The 16,739-nt window shown below is 63.2% G+C and carries 16 protein-coding genes; 5 read left to right on the forward strand and 11 right to left on the reverse strand.

The features are described 5' to 3' along the window. Positions 1-3 precede the first annotated feature (3 nt). On the reverse strand, positions 4-984 hold the full coding sequence (locus NKI54_RS00540) for an AraC family transcriptional regulator (protein WP_023675183.1): 981 nt from the start codon (positions 982-984) through the stop codon (positions 4-6). 94 nt (positions 985-1,078) lie between these two features. Between NKI54_RS00540 and NKI54_RS00545 the strand changes: the two genes are divergently transcribed. Continuing rightward, positions 1,079-2,302 carry an MFS transporter gene (locus NKI54_RS00545; protein WP_352448398.1) on the forward strand — a complete coding sequence of 408 codons (1,224 nt, stop codon included), beginning with the start codon at positions 1,079-1,081 and terminating at the stop codon, positions 2,300-2,302. On the opposite strand, the gene NKI54_RS00550 is transcribed toward NKI54_RS00545, so the two are convergent. Further along, complete coding sequence (locus tag NKI54_RS00550) at positions 2,299-2,646, reverse strand: GFA family protein (RefSeq protein ID WP_023675184.1); 348 nt, start codon at positions 2,644-2,646, stop codon at positions 2,299-2,301. The two genes, NKI54_RS00545 and NKI54_RS00550, sit on opposite strands and share 4 nt — an antisense overlap. Positions 2,647-2,766: 120 nt before the next feature. Between NKI54_RS00550 and NKI54_RS00555 the strand changes: the two genes are divergently transcribed. Continuing rightward, positions 2,767-4,062, forward strand: coding sequence for an amidase (locus NKI54_RS00555; RefSeq protein ID WP_352456822.1), 1,296 nt, complete (start codon positions 2,767-2,769; stop codon positions 4,060-4,062). 14 nt (positions 4,063-4,076) lie between these two features. Here NKI54_RS00555 and NKI54_RS00560 read toward each other — a convergent pair whose 3' ends face one another. The 5 genes from NKI54_RS00560 to NKI54_RS00580 are packed head-to-tail and all read right to left on the reverse strand — an operon-like array spanning position 4,077 to position 8,315. Continuing rightward, on the reverse strand, positions 4,077-4,460 hold the full coding sequence (locus NKI54_RS00560) for a hypothetical protein (RefSeq protein ID WP_352588475.1): 384 nt from the start codon (positions 4,458-4,460) through the stop codon (positions 4,077-4,079). Positions 4,461-4,502: 42 nt separating this feature from the next. Beyond that, positions 4,503-5,483, reverse strand: coding sequence for a hydroxyacid dehydrogenase (locus NKI54_RS00565; RefSeq protein ID WP_352633824.1), 981 nt, complete (start codon positions 5,481-5,483; stop codon positions 4,503-4,505). 1 nt (position 5,484) lies between these two features. Then, positions 5,485-6,201, reverse strand: coding sequence for a FadR/GntR family transcriptional regulator (locus tag NKI54_RS00570; RefSeq protein ID WP_292661187.1), 717 nt, complete (start codon positions 6,199-6,201; stop codon positions 5,485-5,487). A 1-nt stretch (position 6,202) separates the two neighbouring features. Then, complete coding sequence (locus NKI54_RS00575; RefSeq protein WP_292661184.1) at positions 6,203-7,372, reverse strand: mandelate racemase/muconate lactonizing enzyme family protein; 1,170 nt, start codon at positions 7,370-7,372, stop codon at positions 6,203-6,205. A 55-nt stretch (positions 7,373-7,427) separates the two neighbouring features. Continuing rightward, positions 7,428-8,315, reverse strand: a complete 888-nt coding sequence (locus tag NKI54_RS00580; protein WP_023675190.1) for a sugar phosphate isomerase/epimerase family protein — start codon at positions 8,313-8,315, stop codon at positions 7,428-7,430. Between the two features lie 392 nt (positions 8,316-8,707). Between NKI54_RS00580 and NKI54_RS00585 the strand changes: the two genes are divergently transcribed. The 3 genes from NKI54_RS00585 to NKI54_RS00595 all read left to right on the forward strand — a co-directional run bounded on the left by NKI54_RS00585 (position 8,708) and on the right by NKI54_RS00595 (position 12,179). Beyond that, complete coding sequence (locus NKI54_RS00585) at positions 8,708-9,763, forward strand: sugar phosphate isomerase/epimerase family protein (protein ID WP_352577412.1); 1,056 nt, start codon at positions 8,708-8,710, stop codon at positions 9,761-9,763. A 149-nt stretch (positions 9,764-9,912) separates the two neighbouring features. Then, entirely contained in the window at positions 9,913-11,100 is a 1,188-nt protein-coding gene (locus NKI54_RS00590) for a Gfo/Idh/MocA family protein (RefSeq protein ID WP_352633821.1), read from the forward strand. A 227-nt stretch (positions 11,101-11,327) separates the two neighbouring features. Next, positions 11,328-12,179, forward strand: a complete 852-nt coding sequence (locus NKI54_RS00595) for a sugar phosphate isomerase/epimerase family protein (RefSeq protein ID WP_352456817.1) — start codon at positions 11,328-11,330, stop codon at positions 12,177-12,179. 24 nt (positions 12,180-12,203) lie between these two features. Here the strand turns inward: NKI54_RS00595 and phnE (NKI54_RS00600) are convergent, their stop codons facing one another. The 4 genes from phnE (NKI54_RS00600) to phnC all read right to left on the reverse strand — a co-directional run bounded on the left by phnE (NKI54_RS00600) (position 12,204) and on the right by phnC (position 16,509). Beyond that, entirely contained in the window at positions 12,204-13,571 is a 1,368-nt protein-coding gene (phnE, locus tag NKI54_RS00600; protein WP_352588467.1) for a phosphonate ABC transporter, permease protein PhnE, read from the reverse strand. A 67-nt stretch (positions 13,572-13,638) separates the two neighbouring features. After that, positions 13,639-14,595 carry a phosphonate ABC transporter, permease protein PhnE gene (gene phnE, locus NKI54_RS00605; RefSeq protein ID WP_352690335.1) on the reverse strand — a complete coding sequence of 319 codons (957 nt, stop codon included), beginning with the start codon at positions 14,593-14,595 and terminating at the stop codon, positions 13,639-13,641. 66 nt (positions 14,596-14,661) lie between these two features. After that, positions 14,662-15,570, reverse strand: a complete 909-nt coding sequence (gene phnD / locus NKI54_RS00610; RefSeq protein WP_352588461.1) for a phosphonate ABC transporter substrate-binding protein — start codon at positions 15,568-15,570, stop codon at positions 14,662-14,664. A gap of 90 nt (positions 15,571-15,660) precedes the next feature. Further along, positions 15,661-16,509 carry a phosphonate ABC transporter ATP-binding protein gene (gene phnC / locus NKI54_RS00615; protein ID WP_023675197.1) on the reverse strand — a complete coding sequence of 283 codons (849 nt, stop codon included), beginning with the start codon at positions 16,507-16,509 and terminating at the stop codon, positions 15,661-15,663. Between the last annotated feature and the right edge of the window lie 230 nt (positions 16,510-16,739).

Below are 16,739 nucleotides of genomic sequence, written 5' to 3' on the forward strand. Positions count from 1 at the left end.
CGTTTAGCCGGCCTGGCGGATCTCCGCCTGTTCCTCGGCCCGGAAATGGCTGGGCGGCGATCCGATGACCCGTTTGAAGGCGCGGCTGAAGGAGGCGTCGGATTCGTAGCCGAGACGAGCCGCGACGACGGAAATCTTGAGCCGGTCGCGGACCAGCCATTGCCTCGCCTGGTGCATCCGCACCTGCGTGACGTACTTTGCCGGTGTTTCGCCGACAATGGTTGCGAAGCGCTCGGCGAAACCTGATCGCGAGGCACCCATCATCTTCGCCAGAGCCTCCACCGTCCAGTCGCGGTTCGGTTCCAGATGGATCGCGGCCAGCACCCGGCCGATCTCGCGGTCCCTGACCGCCGCAATCCAACCGGAAGAGTCGCCGCAGCCGCGCTCGACCCATGAGCGGATGACGGTCGCGGCGAGCACATCGGCCAGCCGCGCCAGGATGCCGCCAGAGCCGACGCGCTCCATCGTCACCTCGCGGGCCATCGCTTCCAGCAAATGCGGGATACCTGGCTCATAGGCCTCCAACTCATGTGCGCGCATCACGTCCGGCATCATGCCGAGCAAGGGGTGCAAGCCATCGAGATTGAAATACATGCTGCCGAAAAACAGCAAGGTCCCCGGACGGCAGCCGGGCATGCCGTCATTCGACATGCAATAGACACCCTTGCAGATTTCCTCGACCTCATAGCCGTGGATCGGCGCCGCCTCGATACCCGGCTCGCTCGCCAGCGTGTGGGCTGAGCCGCGCGGCAACAATACCGCGTCGCCCGCCTTGAGCTCGACCCATTCACCGGACGGCTGCAGCAACCAGCAGCCTTTGCGGCCGATGAAATGAAACCGTGCCGCCGCCTGAGCCGGAAAATGGATGCCCCAGGGTTCCTTCATCTCGCAACGGCCGTAATCGACGCCTTCGAGACGCAATCCCCGCAATATGTCTGTCAGCGGATCGCCGGTGATTGGAATTTTGGACGAACGGTCAAACATAATGGTGTTTCTAGCATGGAAACTCCAGCTAGTCACTCCCTATGTTGCTTGCATTGCAGCCAAATGCTGCGCTGCAACAGACCGGAGATCCCTCATGACCGAACCCGCGACAGGCGTCATGGACGCCGTTCTCGACCCATCGGAAACCGGCGAACGATCCGAGCCCGCATGGGGGGCGGTGGTCTCCCTGGCGCTCGGAGTCTTTGGCCTGGTGACCGCGGAATTTCTGCCTGCCAGCCTGCTGACGCCGCTTGCGCAGGATCTCGGCATCACCGAAGGCGCCGCCGGGCAGGCGGTAACGGCCACCGCCGTCATTGGCGCGATTGCGGCGCCGACCATGGCTATTGTCACCAAGCGGCTGGACCGCAGGCTGGTCATGTGGGCACTGACGGTGCTGCTTGTGCTGTCAAATCTGGTGGCCGCGTTTGCGTCCTCGCTTCCCGTTCTTCTGATTGCCCGCATCATGCTCGGGATCAGTCTTGGCGGCTTCTGGTCGATGTCGGCAGCCATGGCGATGCGGCTCGTTCCGATGCGGCTGATGCCGCGCGCCATGTCGATCATTCTCACCGGCGTTTCGGTGGCGACGGTCTGCGCGGCTCCGGTCGGCGCCTATGTCGGCGACATCTGGGGCTGGCGGACGGCGTTCATGATCGCCGCCGTGGTCGGTGCGCTGGCGCTGCTGGTGCAGGTGGCTACCATTCCGAAGCTGCCGCCTGCAGGTACGGCAGGTTTTCGCACGCTGCTGGAGGTGATGAAGCGGCCGATGATCAGGGTGGCACTGCTGGTGGTGCTGCTGGTCGCCTCGGGACATTTTGCCGGCTTCACCTATGTCCGCCCGTTTCTCGAGAAGGTCCCCGCGCTGGACATCGAGACGATCTCGCTTGTGCTGCTCGCCTACGGCATTGGTGGCTTCTTCGGCAATTTTGCCGGCGGCTTCATTGCCGAACGCAGCCTCAAGGCAGCCGTCAGCCTGGCGCCCCTGCTGATCGCGTTTTCGGCGCTCCTGCTGCTGGTGGTCGGAGGTTCACCCGTCGTGGCTGCAATAGCAGTGGCCAGCTGGGGCTTTGCCTTCGGCGCCGTCCCAGTCGGGCTGCAGACCTGGCTGGTGCGGGCCGCCCCCGATCAGGCGGAAAGCGCCGGTGGGCTCATGGTTATGACGTTCCAGGTCGCCATCGCGTTGGGCGCCGTCTTCGGCGGCCTGCTGGTCGACAATACCGGCGTTGCCACCGCCTTCGCCTATTGCGCGGCGGCGACGTTGCTTGCGGCACTGGCGGCGTTCTTCCTTGGCCCCAAGCCGATCGACGACCCCAAGGCCTAAACGGAACGGCCGTCGAAGTCGAAGACCGGCACGGCGGCGACGTCCAACGCCTCGATGCAATTAATATTGATATAGGCACTTCGCCCGCTCCCTTCGCCGACATCCTCGGCGAAGGGGTGAATGCCGCAGCTGCGGCAGAAGCGGTGGGCGATGACATGGTTGCCGAAGCTGTAGCGGCCGAGATCATCGCCCCAGGCAAGCACCCGCATGCTCTCATGCGGAACTGCCCATAGCAGTGCACCCTTGCGCGAGCAGATCGAGCAATTGCACCGAACGGCTCCGGTCAGCTCGCCTTCGACCTCGAACGCGACCTTGCCGCAGTGGCAGCTGCCTTGGTAGAGCATCGGGCCTTCCTCCTTCGGTTCGACAGGTGCAAATCCGACCGTGCCGGGCTATGTCTCCTGCGGCCAGTTTCTGGCTACTACGTTAAGACGTTGCAAGCGCGCGGAGTCCGACACCGAAAAATGCAATCAGCCCGCGATCACCTCGAAGCAATTCTTTCGCCTCTTGCCGCTCGCGTCGACGATGAGAGGGTTTTCGTAAAGCTCTACCCGGAAGCCGCACGGGCGGCGGCGGACGCCACCGATGCGCGGCGAAAAGCCGGCGTCACGCTCGGGCCGCTCGATGGGGCGATCGTCTCGATCAAGGATCTGTTCGATGTCGCCGGCGAGCCGACCACGGCGGGCTCTCTGCTGCTCGCCAACGCAGCGCCGGCGCTGCGGGATGCCATTGTCGTGCAACAGTTGCGCCAGGCCGGTGCAATCATCCTCGGCAAGACCAACATGACCGAGTTCGCCTTTACTGCGATCGGCGTCAATCCACATTATGGCACGCCCGGCAATGCTAGCGATGCCAGCCGTATTCCGGGCGGCTCCTCCTCAGGCGCCGGCGTTTCGGTGGGCGAAGGCACCAGCGAAATCTCCATCGGTTCCGATACCGGTGGTTCGGTGCGCATTCCGGCATCGCTGAATGGCGTCGTCGGTTTCAAGCCGACTGCGCGGCGCGTGCCGCTTGCGGGTGCGTTTCCGCTGTCAGCCACGCTGGACTCGATCGGTCCGCTGGCCCGCACCGTCGCCGAATGTGCGGCGGCCGATGCAGTGATGTCGGGCGAAAACCTGGCGGCACTGTTGCCGCTGCCGCTGGACGGCCTGCGCATCGGTATTGCGCGCGGCGTGCTGTTCGATGATACGCAGGAAGAGGTCGCGACGACGTTCGACCGGTGTCTGCGCAAGATAGAGCTTAGCGGCGCACGGCTTGTGGAGCTGTCGATCGACGACCTGCTTGCCGATCTGCGCGTGGCAACCCAACGCGCGTCGATCGCGGCGATGGAAGGGGCGGAGATCCATGCCGACTGGCTGGCGACGGGAGCGACGAGGCCGGTCGACCCGCGGGTAAGCGGGCCATTGGCGCGCGCCGCCGCCATTCCGGCCACGGTCTATATCAGGGCAATGCGCCGCCGCACGGCGCTGGCCGCCGCGATGGATGACCGGCTGGCGTCGGTCGACGTGCTGGCCCTGCCGACCACACCGGTGACGGCGCCGACGATCGTGTCGATGACCAGCGACGAGGCTCTGTGCAACAGGACGGAAGGCCTTCTGCTGCGCAACACGCAGGTCGCCAACCAGTTCGATCTATCAGCCATCTCGCTTCCGATGCCGGGAATGACGCGTCCGGCCGGCCTGATGCTGGTGGCGCGCAATGGCCATGACCACCACCTGCTGCGCATCGCAGCGGGCGTGGAGGGGCTGCTTGCAAATTGATCGGATAGCGCGTGTCAGCGCGACGAGCAGTGGCCGCGTTCGCTGTCCTTGGCGGCGCGTTCGATGCTGGTGGCGACCAGCCAAGGCAGGGTGTACCGCTTGCCGTTGAAGGTCCGGGTGCGGTTCTCGATCGAGCCGACAACAACGACCTTGCCGGCATAGAGCTTGTCTGAAAGATCGAGCGCCTTGTCTTGCTGCGGCAGGCGATCGATGTCGATTGAAACGCCTTTGATGAGCTTCCCAGCAGCGAGGTCGAGCGCGCTGTTCGATGGACAGGGTGCCGCCACGCAGCGTATGCCGTTGTCGCAGAACACGTAGCTACCCTGTCCGTTGGCGAAGGCTTGCGCCGTCGCCACGCAGAAGCCGGTGGTCAGCAGGAATTTTGTGACGCTTGCCATGCCGGCACCATCGCCGGCGAATTCGGGAAAATTGGGGCGCTTTCAGAAATCGGCAGGGAACCGCCGCCGGTAGTGCTCGACCACTTCGGGGTTGCGCAGATTGACCGGCAATCTGTTGGCCAGCACCAGCAAGGCTTCGCCAGCCGCGCCGACGCCCATGCGCATCATCGACTGCTCGGTAATCCCAGCCATGTGCGGGGTGACGATGACGTTGTCGAAGCCAAAATAAGGATGGTTGGGCGGTAGCGGTTGTGTAGCAAAAACATCGAGCGCAGCGCCGCCGATGCGGCCCTTCTGCAAGGCCTCGATCAGCGCGTCGTCATCGATCACCGGCCCGCGCGAAACATTGATCAGCAGCGCATCCGGCTTCATCCGCTCAATGCGCTCGCGGCTGATCAGCCCCCGTGTTTCGGGCGTCAGCGGGCAGCACAGAACGATGATGTCGCTCTGCTCGATGAGTGCATCGATCGACAGGAAGCCGACCCTGTCCGGCGCCGGCCGCATGCTGCGCGTCGTCGCCACCACATTCAGATCGAACCCATGGGCGGCGATGTGGCCAACCGCCTGACCGATCGCGCCGAGGCCGACAATGCCGATCGTCTTGCCCGCTAGCTCGCTGGCCACCACCGTGTGTTCGCGGCCCGCCAGCCAGCCCTTCGCACGCAAGTCGCGGTCCAACACACGGAAGCGCCTAAGCAGCGCCAGCGCCGCGAACATCACATATTCGGCGACAGATCGCGCGTTCACCCTCGGCACGTTCGCCACCAGCACGCCGGCCGCATTGGCCGCTTCCATCGGTACCATGTCCAGCCCGGCGCCGTGGCGGATCGCGGCCCTGAGCTTCTTCGCGCCTTCGAAAAGCGCCGCAGGCAAGGGAGCGCGAACGATGATGACATCGGCGTTCCTCGCCTCGGCGGCCAGCGTGGCCGCATCGAGGGCGGAAGCAACGACGAGTTCGCCGGCCCCGGTCAGCATGGAAGCGGCACGAGGGTGCAGTCTGTGTGTTGACAGGATCTTGAGCATTTCAGGCCTTTTCGAGCGCAGGGCTTTCCGGTTCCGCCCCACGCCCCTCGATCAGCCCCTTCCAGTAGCTTTCCGCGCCTTGCAGGTGGGCGCTCATCAGCGCCTGGGCGAGATTGCCATCGCGGCGCAGCAGCGCCTCGTAGATCTGGATATGCTCGGCATGGGAGCGCACGCTGCGTTCGGGATCGTTGAAATAGATCGGCAGGCGCAGTTCACCCATCATGTAGTAGACGCTGCAGATATTGTGGAAGACGCTGTTCTTGGTCGCCCGCACGATCTCGAGGTGGAACTCGCGGTCTTCCCGGGCAAGCCCTTCACCGGCGGCGATGCGATCCTCGGAGGCCTTCAGGATCTCGCGCAGCCGCTCGAAATTCTCCTCGGTGGCGCGTGAACAGGCAAGTTCGGCGGCCTTGATCTCGTGGATCTTGCGCAACTCGACCGTCTCGTAGATCTGGACGGGATCGAGCGGCAGGCCGGCGCGGGCGAACAGCGCCATCGCCTCGACGCTCGCCTGCTTCGTATCGATGTAGATGCCGGATTTCGCCCGTCGCTCGACGATGCGCATGGCCTCGAGAATGGCCAGCGCCTCGCGGATCTGGCCGCGGCTGACGCTGAAATGCTCTGCCAGTTCGCGCTCCGACGGCGTGCGGCCCGTCTCCTTGTCCGAATGGGAGAACAGATAGGCGGCGAGTTCCGCGAGAAGGTTCTTTTCTTTCATGTCAGCCGTGTTGCGCGTGCGCCTCCAGGAACCGCTCCGAAATGGTGAATCCCAGCCCGGGTCTATCAGGGATCGCTACCATACCGTCCTTTGCTTCGACAGTCTCTTCGATCAGATCGTGGATCATCGGGTTGGCGCCGAGCGAATATTCGACGGTGAAGCTCGCCGGCGAAGCAGCGCAGACATGCAGCCCGGCAAAGAAGCAGGGCGCGCCGGCCCAAAGATGCGGCGCAAAGCGCAGATTGAAGGCGCTGGCGATGGTGCCGATCTTCATCGCCTCGCTGATGCCACCGCAAAAGGCCGGATCCGGCTGGAAGATATCGGCGGATTTTAGCACGGCGAGGTCGCGGAAGGCATAGCGCGTCGCCTCGCTTTCGCCGGTGGCGATCGGGATCGAACCGCAGGCGCGCACCTCGGCCATGCCGGGCTTGTCGTCGGCGATCACCGGCTCCTCGAACCAGGCGAGATCGAGGTCGCCGGCGAGATGGATAAAGCGCTTGGCTTCGGCCACCGTGTAGGTGCCGTGCGCGTCGACCATCAGGTCGATATCGGGACCGAGCGCCTGTCTGGCGGCACGGACGCGAGCGGCCGAGATATGTGGGGCGCCGTCCATGGCGCCGACGCGCATCTTCAGCGCCTTGAAACCGCCCTTGGCGATGTAGGACTGCAGCTGGTCGCCGATGGCTTCCGCAGTGGCCCAGCCGCCGGAAGCATAGGCCGGCATGCGGTCCAGCTTGCGGCCGCCGAGCAGCCGCCAGACCGGAACGCCGAGCGATTTGCCAAGAATGTCCCACAATGCGATGTCGACGGCGCTGATAGCCGCGATGCTCATGCCGCGTCGCGCCAATTGCGGCATGGCGTGGCCGGCGCGAGCGGCGCTGTCGTGGCGCGTGCCATTATAGAGCATCTCCCAGATGACGCCGATGTCAGCCGGGTCGCGGCCGACCAGCTGCGGGCCGACCTCGTAGTTCAGCAAATGGACAAGGGCGCCGTAACTGCCGGCGCTGCCGGCGGCATTCTTGCCTTCGCCCCAGCCGACCAGCCCGTCGTCGGTTTCGATGCGCAGGATGGCGGCGTCGAACGTCGCCACCTGACCGAAGTCGCTGCGGTGCTGCTTCGCGGCTTCGATCGGTATGCGGACCCACCAGGCTTGGACCGTCTTGATGCGCATGTTCATCCTCGGCCCGGCCGCGGTGAGGCGGAAGGGCTCTTTCCAAACGGCTCGGCTACTTGATCAGCGGCAGCAGCGTTTCCGCGTTGATGCGCATCTGGTCGGTGTAGAATTTCTCCGTGAGCACGCTGGAGCCGTGGTCCTGAATGAATTTCAGCTGCTCCGGCGAGATGTCGACGGGGTTGCGTTCGACCATGTCGGGATAGGGGGCAGCCGGCGTGCGGTCGACGGGGGCGACGAATTCATTGGTCAGCGCGCCGTCATAGCCGATCTCCTTCAGCGTGCCGACGATCTTCGGCCAGTCGATCTGCCCGAGGCCGGCGGCGAAGCGGTTGTTGTCGGCGACATGGAAGTCGTACAGGCGCTTGCCGACCTGCCGGATGGCGTCGTAGACGTTAAATTCTTCCATGTGGATGTGGTAGGCGTCGAGGCAGACGCCGCATTCGGGACTGACCGCATCGGCCAGCGCCAGTGCCTGGGCGCCGCGGTTGAACAGATAGGTCTCGAAGCGGTTGAGCGGCTCGACCGCGATCTTGACGCCGACCTTCTTGGCGTGGGTAAAGCATTCCCGGGTGGCGTCGACCACCCATTTCCACTCCTCTTCCTCGGTGCCGTCCGGCACCACCTTGCCGACGGTGGCCGGAACCAGCGTGATGATCTCGCCATCAAGTTCGCTGACCATGGTCAGCACGTCCTTGACATACTGCACCGAGCGCTCGCGCTGGCCCTGGTCCTTGGCGGCGAGATTGCGCTCGCCCAGCATCAGCGTCACCGCTCCCCAGCAGCGAATGCCGTACTCGTTCAACAGTGCGCGCGTCTCCTTGGGCTTGTACTGTTCGGGTTCGCCGGAGATCTCGATCGACTCGTAGCCGAATTTCTTGATGCGCTTGAGCGTCGTTTCCAGCGGCTCCGCCCGCATCCAATTGTGCGTCGAAAGATGCATGGTCTATCCTTCCCAGAATCGCCTGTACCAGTTCGCCTGCGGCGCACTCTGCCGAAGCGTGCCGCATGATTCCTCCCCAAGGCGTCCCAGCATTTTTTGCAAACTGGTTCGACCAATTGGGCTTGAAGGGAGGTCTACAGTAATTTCATCTGGACGGCAAGAACTGCTGCCATCAAGCGTTGGCTCCTGTCTATGCTATTGATTATACTTAAACATGTGGCTTAACTCGGCATGGTTGCAGGACCGTCGCAGCGCGTCAAATGGCTTGACCAGATTTCGGCATTTGGTAATACCAGAATAGCAGCGCTGAGCGCGCTGTGCAAAGAGACCAAAGACGCTGGCCCTGTTTTCAATCGGCGCTATGCTTGGTCGTGAAACATAGGGAGATGCCGATGCCGACGACGATGAAGGGGCCTGGTCTGTTCCTGGCGCAGTTTGCGGGCGACGCCGCGCCGTTCAATTCGCTGGCCTCGATCACCAAATGGGCGGCTGGTCTGGGCTACAAGGGCGTGCAGATTCCGACATGGGACGCTCGACTGTTCGATCTCGAGAAGGCAGCCTCCTCCAAGGCCTATTGCGACGAGGTGAAGGGCATGTGCGCCGATGCCGGCGTCGAAATCACCGAACTGTCGACGCATCTGCAGGGGCAACTGGTGGCGGTGCATCCCGCCTATGACGCGCAGTTCGACGGCTTTGCGCCGGCTGCGGTGCACAACAATCCAAAAGCCAGGCAGCAATGGGCGGTCGAACAGATGAAGTTCGCCGCCAAGGCGTCGAAGAATCTCGGGCTCAAGGCGTCGGTGTCGTTTTGCGGCGCGTTGGCCTTCCCATACCTCTACCCATGGCCGCAGCGGCCGGCGGGACTGATCGAGGAAGCATTTGCCGAGCTGGGCAAGCGCTGGAAGCCGATCCTCGACGTCTATGACGAGAACGGCGTCGATGTCGGCTACGAAATCCATCCGGGCGAGGACGTGTTCGACGGCGCGACATTCGAGATGTTCCTCGATGCGGTCGGCGGCCATAAGCGCTGCAACATCAACTACGACCCGTCGCACTTCCTGCTGCAGCAGCTCGATTATCTCGAATTCATCGACATCTACCACGAGCGGATCAAGGCGTTCCACGTCAAGGATGCCGAGTTCAATCCGACCGGGCGGCAAGGCGTCTATTCCGGTTACCAGAGCTGGACCAGCCGTGCCGGACGTTTCCGCTCGCTCGGCGACGGGCAGGTGGATTTCGGCGGCATCTTCTCCAAGCTCACCCAATACAATTACGATTCATGGGCGGTGCTGGAATGGGAATGCTGCCTCAAGCACCCGGAGGATGGTGCTGCCGAAGGCGCCCCCTTCATCCAGCACCACATCATCAGGGTGACGGAAAAAGCATTCGACGATTTCGCCGGCGGCACGACCGATAAAAAGGTGCTGCGCGGCATGATGGGGATCTAGCACAGATATCCCTCCCGAGGGGAGGGTGGCCCGGGGGGCCGGGTGGGGTCGGTCCATGCCGAGCTTCATGCCCGGCGACCCCACCCCGCGCTACGCGTCGACCCTCCCCTCAAGGGGGAGGGGTATCTCAGATAACGAGGGAGAAAATCGTGGTTGGCGCATCGAAGACGGAAACGGGAGGCGGTCCGATCCGCTACGGCATGGTTGGCGGCGGACAAGGCGCCTTTATCGGCGCGGTGCACCGCATCGCGGCGCGCATTGATAACGAGTTCGTGCTGGTTGCCGGCGCCTTGTCGTCGAATCCGGAGCGCGCCAAGGCCTCGGCGGCCGAGCTTGGGCTCGATCCGGCACGCAGCTACGGCTCCTATGCCGAGATGGCCAAGGCCGAGGCCAAGCGGCCGGACGGCATCGAGGTGGTGGCCATCGTCACGCCGAACAATGTGCACGTGCCGGCCGCCAAGGCTTTTCTCGAGGCCGGCATCCACGTCATCTGCGACAAGCCGCTGGCGACGACGCTGGCCGAGGCAAAGAGGCTGGCGGCGCTGGTCGAAAAGACCGGCAAGGTGTTTGTGCTGACGCATAACTACACCGCCTATCCGATGGTGCGGCAGGCACGCGAGATGGTGGCCAAAGGACAGCTCGGCGATATCCGCATCGTGCAGTCGGAATATCCGCAGGACTGGCTGACCGAAGATCTGGCCGCCACCGGCCAGAAGCAGGCTGCGTGGCGCTCAGACCCCAAGCAGGCCGGTGCCGGCGGTGCGCTGGGCGACATTGGCACGCACGCCTACAACCTCGCCCGTTTCGTCTCCGGGCTGGAGCTCGATTCGTTGTCGGCCGATCTCGATGCCTTCGTACCGGGGCGGCTGCTCGACGACAACATCAATGTGCTGCTGCGCTTCAAGCCGGTCGGCGGGTCGCACCCCGCCAAGGGCATGATCTGGGCAAGCCAGGTGGCGCCCGGCCACGAGAACGGCCTGAAATTGCGCATCTACGGTTCGAAGGGCGGGCTCGAATGGGTGCAGGCCGATCCGAACTATCTCTGGTACACGCCGTTCGGCCAGCCGAAGCAGTTGATCACCCGAAACGGCTCGGGAGCGTTGCCCGTCGCCGGGCGCGTCAGCCGCGTTCCGCCAGGCCATCCGGAAGGCTATCTCGAAGGTTTCGCCAACATCTACCAGGAAGCCGCGCGGGCCATTCGTGCGGCGCGCCGGAAGGGCGGCAAGCCGGCTAAGGATGTCGTTTTCCCAACTGTGCAAGACGGCGTCGAAGGCATGGCCTTCATCGAGGCCTGCGTGAAATCGGCGAAGAAGAATGGAGCGTGGACGAATCTTTAATCACTGCGTCCGGTTAACGGGAAGTCCCCCTCACCCGGATTGCCAGCCGAATTGCAGGGGCAATTCGGGGCATTCCGATCTCTCCCCCAGGGGAGAGGAGATCGCCTGCGTTGGCGTCTGCATCTTCTCCCCAGCGGGGAGAAGGTGGCCGCGAAGTGGCCGGATGAGGAGGCTTGTGGCGAAGTCGCCGGAGGAGCAAGCCCGGCCGTCAAAGGGGAGGGGCGTCGATGAAAATCGGCATGTGCATGTTGTTGTGGACGACCAGTGTCACGAAAAAACACGAGCCGTTGTTGAGGGATATCAAGGCGACCGGCTTCGACGGCGTCGAGATACCGGTCTTCTCCGGCACGCCGGACGACTACAAGAAGCTCGGTGAGCTGCTCGACCGCATCGGGCTGCAACGTACCGCCGTCTCGGCGATGGGCGATCCGGCGATGAACCTGATCTCGGCCGACGCCTCGACGCGCAAGGCCGGTATCGACTACATGAAATCGGCGATCGACTGCGCTCAGGCGCTTGGCGCGAACACGTTGAGCGGCCCGCTGCATTCCACACTCGGAGCCTTCTCCGGCAGCGGGCCGACGGCGGCCGAGAAAAAACGTTCGATCGCTTCGCAGCGCGCCATCGGTGACCATGCCGGCAACAAGGGTGTCACCATCGGGCTGGAGGCGCTCAACCGCTTCGAATGCTATCTGCTCAACACGATGGACGATTTGTCGGCGCATATCGACGCGATCGACCGGCCGCACATCAAGGCGATGTACGACACGTTCCATGCCAACATCGAAGAGGCCGACCCGATCGGCGCCTATACGCGCAACCGCAAGAACATCGTCCATATCCATATTTCGGAGAACGATCGCGGCGTGCCGGGCCGCGGCCACGTCCCCTGGAAGGAGACTTTCTCCGCCATTCGCAAGAGCGGCTACGACGATTGGCTGACGATCGAGGCGTTCGGGCGTTCGCTGAAGGATTTAGCCGCGGCCACCAAGGTGTGGCGCGACTTTTCCGAAGGCCCGGAAGCCGTCTACCGCGACGGCTACAGGCATATCAGGAATGGATGGAGGAAGGCGCCCTAACCGCACGCCTGCGCAACGCCCCCGTCAGCCCTGGCCGGCCTGGATCCGGTTGTAGTCGTGGATCGTCCTGCTCAAGCGGCGGCGCAGGAAATTGGAAATGTTGTCGAAGATGAAAACGACGAGCAGGACCAAGAGCACCATGTAGAAGACATTGGCCCAGTTGGAATTGGTGCGCATCGCCTCCCAGAGCTTCAGGCCGATGCCACCGGCACCGACGGCGCCGATGATCGTCGCGCCCCTGGTGTTGGATTCCCACTGATAGAGCGTCTGGCTGATGAAGACCGGGATCACTTCCGGCAGCACGCCATAGCGCTGCACCAGCAAGCCGTTGGCGCCGGTCGACTGGATGCCCTCGCGTGGCTTGTCGTCGATGTTCTCGAGCCCTTCCGAATAGACTTTGCCGAGCGTGCCGATCTCGGTGAAGAAAATCGCGGCGCTGCCGGCAAGCGGGCCCGGGCCGAAGGCGCGGGTGAAGAACAGCGCCCAGATCAGCATGTCGACCGAACGCATGAAATCGAAGAACCGCTTTAGCACCTGGCTAAGCAGGCCGCTCGGGGTGATGTTGCGGGCGGCGAAGAAGGCGAGCGGGAAGGCAACGATGCCGCCGAGCAAGGTGCCGAGAAACGCCATGACGATGGTCTGGAACAGCTTCGTCCAGACGTCGCCATGCTGCCATTGGGCGTTGTTCCAGATATTGTCGGCGGCCAGCGCAATGTTTGATGTGCCCGGCTTGAGCTGGGGTCCGGACATCAGCAACGAGACCACCTCGCCGGGTGACTTGCCGAAGAAGGGCGAGCGTGTGTCGAAGACGAAATTCGCCCAGCCGAGGAAGCGCTTGCGGACCTTGACGCGATCGACGGTTATGCGGACCTCGCCGGCAAAGCCCATCCTGGCGATGATTTCGTCGTCATGCGCGGTGATCCAGTCCGGCACCGGGCCGGATACTACCGGCTTGCCGCTGGCCAAGGACACCGGCACCGCCTGGCCATTGGCGACAAGCGTCGCCTCGGTCTTGTCGAAGGTGACCGATTTGGCCCGGCCGTCGATCAGGATGGTGTAGGAGCCGTTGGCGTTTGTGATGACCCAATCGGGATGCGGGTCTTCGCCGAGCGCCGAAAAACGCGGGTATCTGGGTGTGATCTGAGGCTGGTCGAGACGGAATTCCGGCTGCAGATCGTAGCTGATCCATTGCGTCAGGAAGAGCGGCAGGCGCTCCCAGTGCGATTCCCTCAGCACTTGCGGCAGGCTGAAGAACCACAAGGCATAGACGAGGTAGAGCAGGATGCCGGTGAACAGGACCAGCGGGCCGAAGCGTTTGTACAAGGGCCGCCGGAACACTTGGGGAAAGCGCTCCTCGATCGACCGCATCTCATCGGCGGTCATTGCGGCCATGGGCAGTCTTCTTGTTGATTTGCCACGATCTTTTCCAAAAACCGGAATCCACATTTTGGGATCATGGTCAGGCACCCATCATGAATGCCTGCTCGCCGACGAGCTTGCGGCGTAGCCAGGCGGAAAACTGGTCGACGAGGAAGATCGTCGTGAACAGCAGCAGCACCAGTGCCAGCGTCTTGGCGCCGAAGCCGCGCGAGATGGAGAGCTTCAGTTCCTCGCCGATGCCGCCACCGCCGACCGCGCCGATAATGGTCGAGATACGCACATTGATCTCGATCCTGAGCAGCGTGTAGGACATGAAATTGGGCAGCACTTGCGGCAGGCCGGCAAAGCGCACGCGCTCGAACCAGTTGGCGCCGACCGCGCGCAGGCCTTCTTCGGCGCGCATGTCGATGTTTTCGTTGATCTCGTAGAAGAGCTTGCCGAGGGCGCCGATGGAATGCAGGCCGATGGCGATGATGGCTGCGACCGGGCCGGTCGAGAGGATGGCTGCGAACAGGCCGGCAATGACGCTCTCGGGGAAGGCGCGAAGCAGTTCCATGAAGCGCTTGAGGACGAGCCTGAGCACCGGACTGGGCGTCAAGTTGCGCGCGGCGATGAAGGAAAAGGGCACCGCAAAGACAAAGCCGATGAAAGTGGAAACCAGCGCCACGTTAAGCGTGGTGAGCATCAGCTCGAAATATTCGGGTAGATAAAAGCCGCCCCAGAGATAGACGCGGCCAAGCGGGAAGTTGAACTCTTGGCTGCCCTTGTCGTGCGGCGATGCGATGTCGAACAGCGCCCGCCAGACGTCGTTCCAGTCCTTGGGAACAAGCCAACTAAGGAAATCCAGTATGTGCGGCAGCCGATCGAAGAAATGTCCGGCATTGGCCTCGTCGGCAAACCACATGGCTGTGCACATGGCGACAAGCAGTGAGCCGATGCCGAGCGCCGTGTAGAACCGGCGCAAGGACGTCTGGCGTCGCCAGGCGTCTGCTGCCTGCCGGACCGCGTCTGAACGAATTGTAGCGGCGAAGGTCATACGGGGTCGCGAGCGGACACGCAAAAAGGGCGGCGCTGGAGGACGCCGCCCTTTCCGCAATTGTCGTCAGCCGCCGATCGCGGCTTTGCGGGCTTCGACGATGACGCTGTAGAAGTCCGGCTTCACCGGAACATAGCCGGTGAAATCGCCGCCTTCGATGGCCTCGAAGCAAGGCTTGTCCTTGGCCGGCAGGCTGGTGAAGAAGTTGGCGAGCTTGGCGCTCATACCGCCGCCGAGCGCGGTGCGCACGACCAGCGGGCCGTTCGGGATCAAGCCGGAGCGCCAGACTTCGACGAAATCGTTGGGGTCCACGGCGCCCTTGGCGACTTCCTTGTGGAAGGTGCCGGAGGTGTAGCCGTTCTTGAAGTCGCCGATGCCCGAGGAATCGTCAACCGCAACATCGACCTTGCCGTCGCGAACCGCGAGAAGGTTGTTCTCGTGGCCGCCATTGAACTGGGTCGAGGCGAAGAAGGTTTCGTTCGAAGCGCCGGTGTCCTTCGGGATCTGGGTCAGCGGGATCAGGTAGCCGGAGGTCGAATCCGGGTCGGCATAGCCGAGCTTCTTGCTCTTGGCCGACTTGATGTCGGTGATGCCGGACGACTTCAGCGCAAGGCCGATCGAATAATAGCCGGTCGCGCCGTCGGTCTGCTGGGTGGTGAGGATCGGGGTCACGGCGTTCGGATCCTTGAGGTAGACGCTGGCATAGCCCGACGCGCCAAGCTCTGCGAAATCGAGCGTGCCGCCGAGCAGGCCCTGGATAACGCCGTCATAGTCGGCGGCCGGGAACAGCGAGACCTTCTCGAAGCCGAATTCGGACTTCAGGTGATCGGCGAGGCACTGAAAGTTGCGCAGCCGGTCCGCTTCGTTTTCACCGCCAAGGATGCCGATGCGGAATTCCTTGATATCCTGGGCGTGAGCGGCGCTTGCCGCGATGGCGAGCAATGAAACGGCGCCAAAAACCATCTTCCTGAACATTATCTCTCTCCTGTTGGTCCCGGCCTCGCGCCGGTAGCGTTCGAATTTTTTGACAGGTGCCTTTGACGCGGGCGGGCGATCAGGCCGTTCTCAATATCCCGGGAATGCGGGCTCGAGCGGTCCGGCGGATGCAGCGATTTTCTGTTTGATGGCGACACTGGTGGAGGTGATGGCCTCGGAGATTTCGCCGCCATTGCTGTCGGCGCCGTAGACCATGCGCACGGCCTCGCGGTTGAGGGCTTCGGGCGGGCCGTCGAAGACGACCTTGCCGGCGGCCATGCCGATGATGCGGTTGCAGTAGGTGCGGGCCGTATCCAGCGTATGCAGATTTGTGATGACGGTGATGCCCTCGCGCAAATTGATGTCCTGCAGCGAATCCATCACCACCTTGGCGTTGAGCGGATCGAGCGAGGCAATCGGCTCATCCGCCAGCAACACCTTCGGCTGCTGCATCATGGCGCGCGCAATCGCAACGCGCTGCTGCTGGCCGCCGGAAAGGGTGCCGGCCGGCTGCAGGGCGGTGCGGGCGATGTCGAGGCGCTCGAGGGCTGCAACCGCCTCGGCGCATTCACCGCGGGAGAACATGCCAAATAGGTTGGACAGCGTCGAGCGGTGGTTGAGCCGGCCGAGCAGCACATTGGTCAGCACATCGAGGCGCGGCACGAGATTGAACTGCTGGAAGATCATGGCGCAGTCGCGCTGCCATCGCCGGAGCGGCGAGCCGCGCAACCCGGAGACCTCGACGCCGTTGAACAGGATGGATCCCTGGCTGGGATCGATGAGGCGGTTAATCATGCGCAGCAACGTCGATTTGCCGGCGCCGGAGCGGCCAATGATGCCGACCATCTGGCCTTGCGGAATCGCGATGTGAACATTGCTGACGGCGGTGTTCTTGCCGAACCGGCGGGTGACGCCGCGGATTTCGAGCGTAGCTGACATGGTGCAGGCTCCAGTCCAATCGCAATTGAAGGTCTGTTTACCCTGGCTAGCGCAGCCGCATGAACCTGCGGTGTCGGAACGATGTCAGTTTTGTTACTGCCCACAGCCTGGAGCGGGGCGGGATCAACTCGGCGCGAGAAGCTCGAATGGTGAATGGTGATAAGAACGGCTTCCCTGAGCCTCGAAACCTGTCCGCTGCCCCCATTCACATTCACCATTCACCATTTCAC

The organism is Mesorhizobium sp. M0663, from assembly GCF_040320585.1.
Lineage (GTDB): Bacteria > Pseudomonadota > Alphaproteobacteria > Rhizobiales > Rhizobiaceae > Mesorhizobium.

Excerpts from the sequence above, each read along its gene's own strand:
- NKI54_RS00555 (WP_352456822.1), top strand. The coding sequence starts at position 2,767 with ATGCAATCAGCCCGCGATCACCTCGAAGCAATTCTTTCGCCTCTTGCC.
- phnE (WP_352690335.1), bottom strand. The coding sequence starts at position 14,595 with ATGACCTTCGCCGCTACAATTCGTTCAGACGCGGTCCGGCAGGCAGCA.
- NKI54_RS00595 (WP_352456817.1), top strand. The coding sequence starts at position 11,328 with ATGAAAATCGGCATGTGCATGTTGTTGTGGACGACCAGTGTCACGAAA.
- phnD (WP_352588461.1), bottom strand. The coding sequence starts at position 15,570 with ATGTTCAGGAAGATGGTTTTTGGCGCCGTTTCATTGCTCGCCATCGCG.
- NKI54_RS00585 (WP_352577412.1), top strand. The coding sequence starts at position 8,708 with ATGCCGACGACGATGAAGGGGCCTGGTCTGTTCCTGGCGCAGTTTGCG.
- NKI54_RS00540 (WP_023675183.1), bottom strand. The coding sequence starts at position 984 with ATGTTTGACCGTTCGTCCAAAATTCCAATCACCGGCGATCCGCTGACA.
- NKI54_RS00580 (WP_023675190.1), bottom strand. The coding sequence starts at position 8,315 with ATGCATCTTTCGACGCACAATTGGATGCGGGCGGAGCCGCTGGAAACG.
- NKI54_RS00565 (WP_352633824.1), bottom strand. The coding sequence starts at position 5,483 with ATGCTCAAGATCCTGTCAACACACAGACTGCACCCTCGTGCCGCTTCC.
- phnE (WP_352588467.1), bottom strand. The coding sequence starts at position 13,571 with ATGGCCGCAATGACCGCCGATGAGATGCGGTCGATCGAGGAGCGCTTT.
- NKI54_RS00575 (WP_292661184.1), bottom strand. The coding sequence starts at position 7,372 with ATGCGCATCAAGACGGTCCAAGCCTGGTGGGTCCGCATACCGATCGAA.
- NKI54_RS00545 (WP_352448398.1), top strand. The coding sequence starts at position 1,079 with ATGACCGAACCCGCGACAGGCGTCATGGACGCCGTTCTCGACCCATCG.
- phnC (WP_023675197.1), bottom strand. The coding sequence starts at position 16,509 with ATGTCAGCTACGCTCGAAATCCGCGGCGTCACCCGCCGGTTCGGCAAG.
- NKI54_RS00570 (WP_292661187.1), bottom strand. The coding sequence starts at position 6,201 with ATGAAAGAAAAGAACCTTCTCGCGGAACTCGCCGCCTATCTGTTCTCC.
- NKI54_RS00560 (WP_352588475.1), bottom strand. The coding sequence starts at position 4,460 with ATGGCAAGCGTCACAAAATTCCTGCTGACCACCGGCTTCTGCGTGGCG.
- NKI54_RS00550 (WP_023675184.1), bottom strand. The coding sequence starts at position 2,646 with ATGCTCTACCAAGGCAGCTGCCACTGCGGCAAGGTCGCGTTCGAGGTC.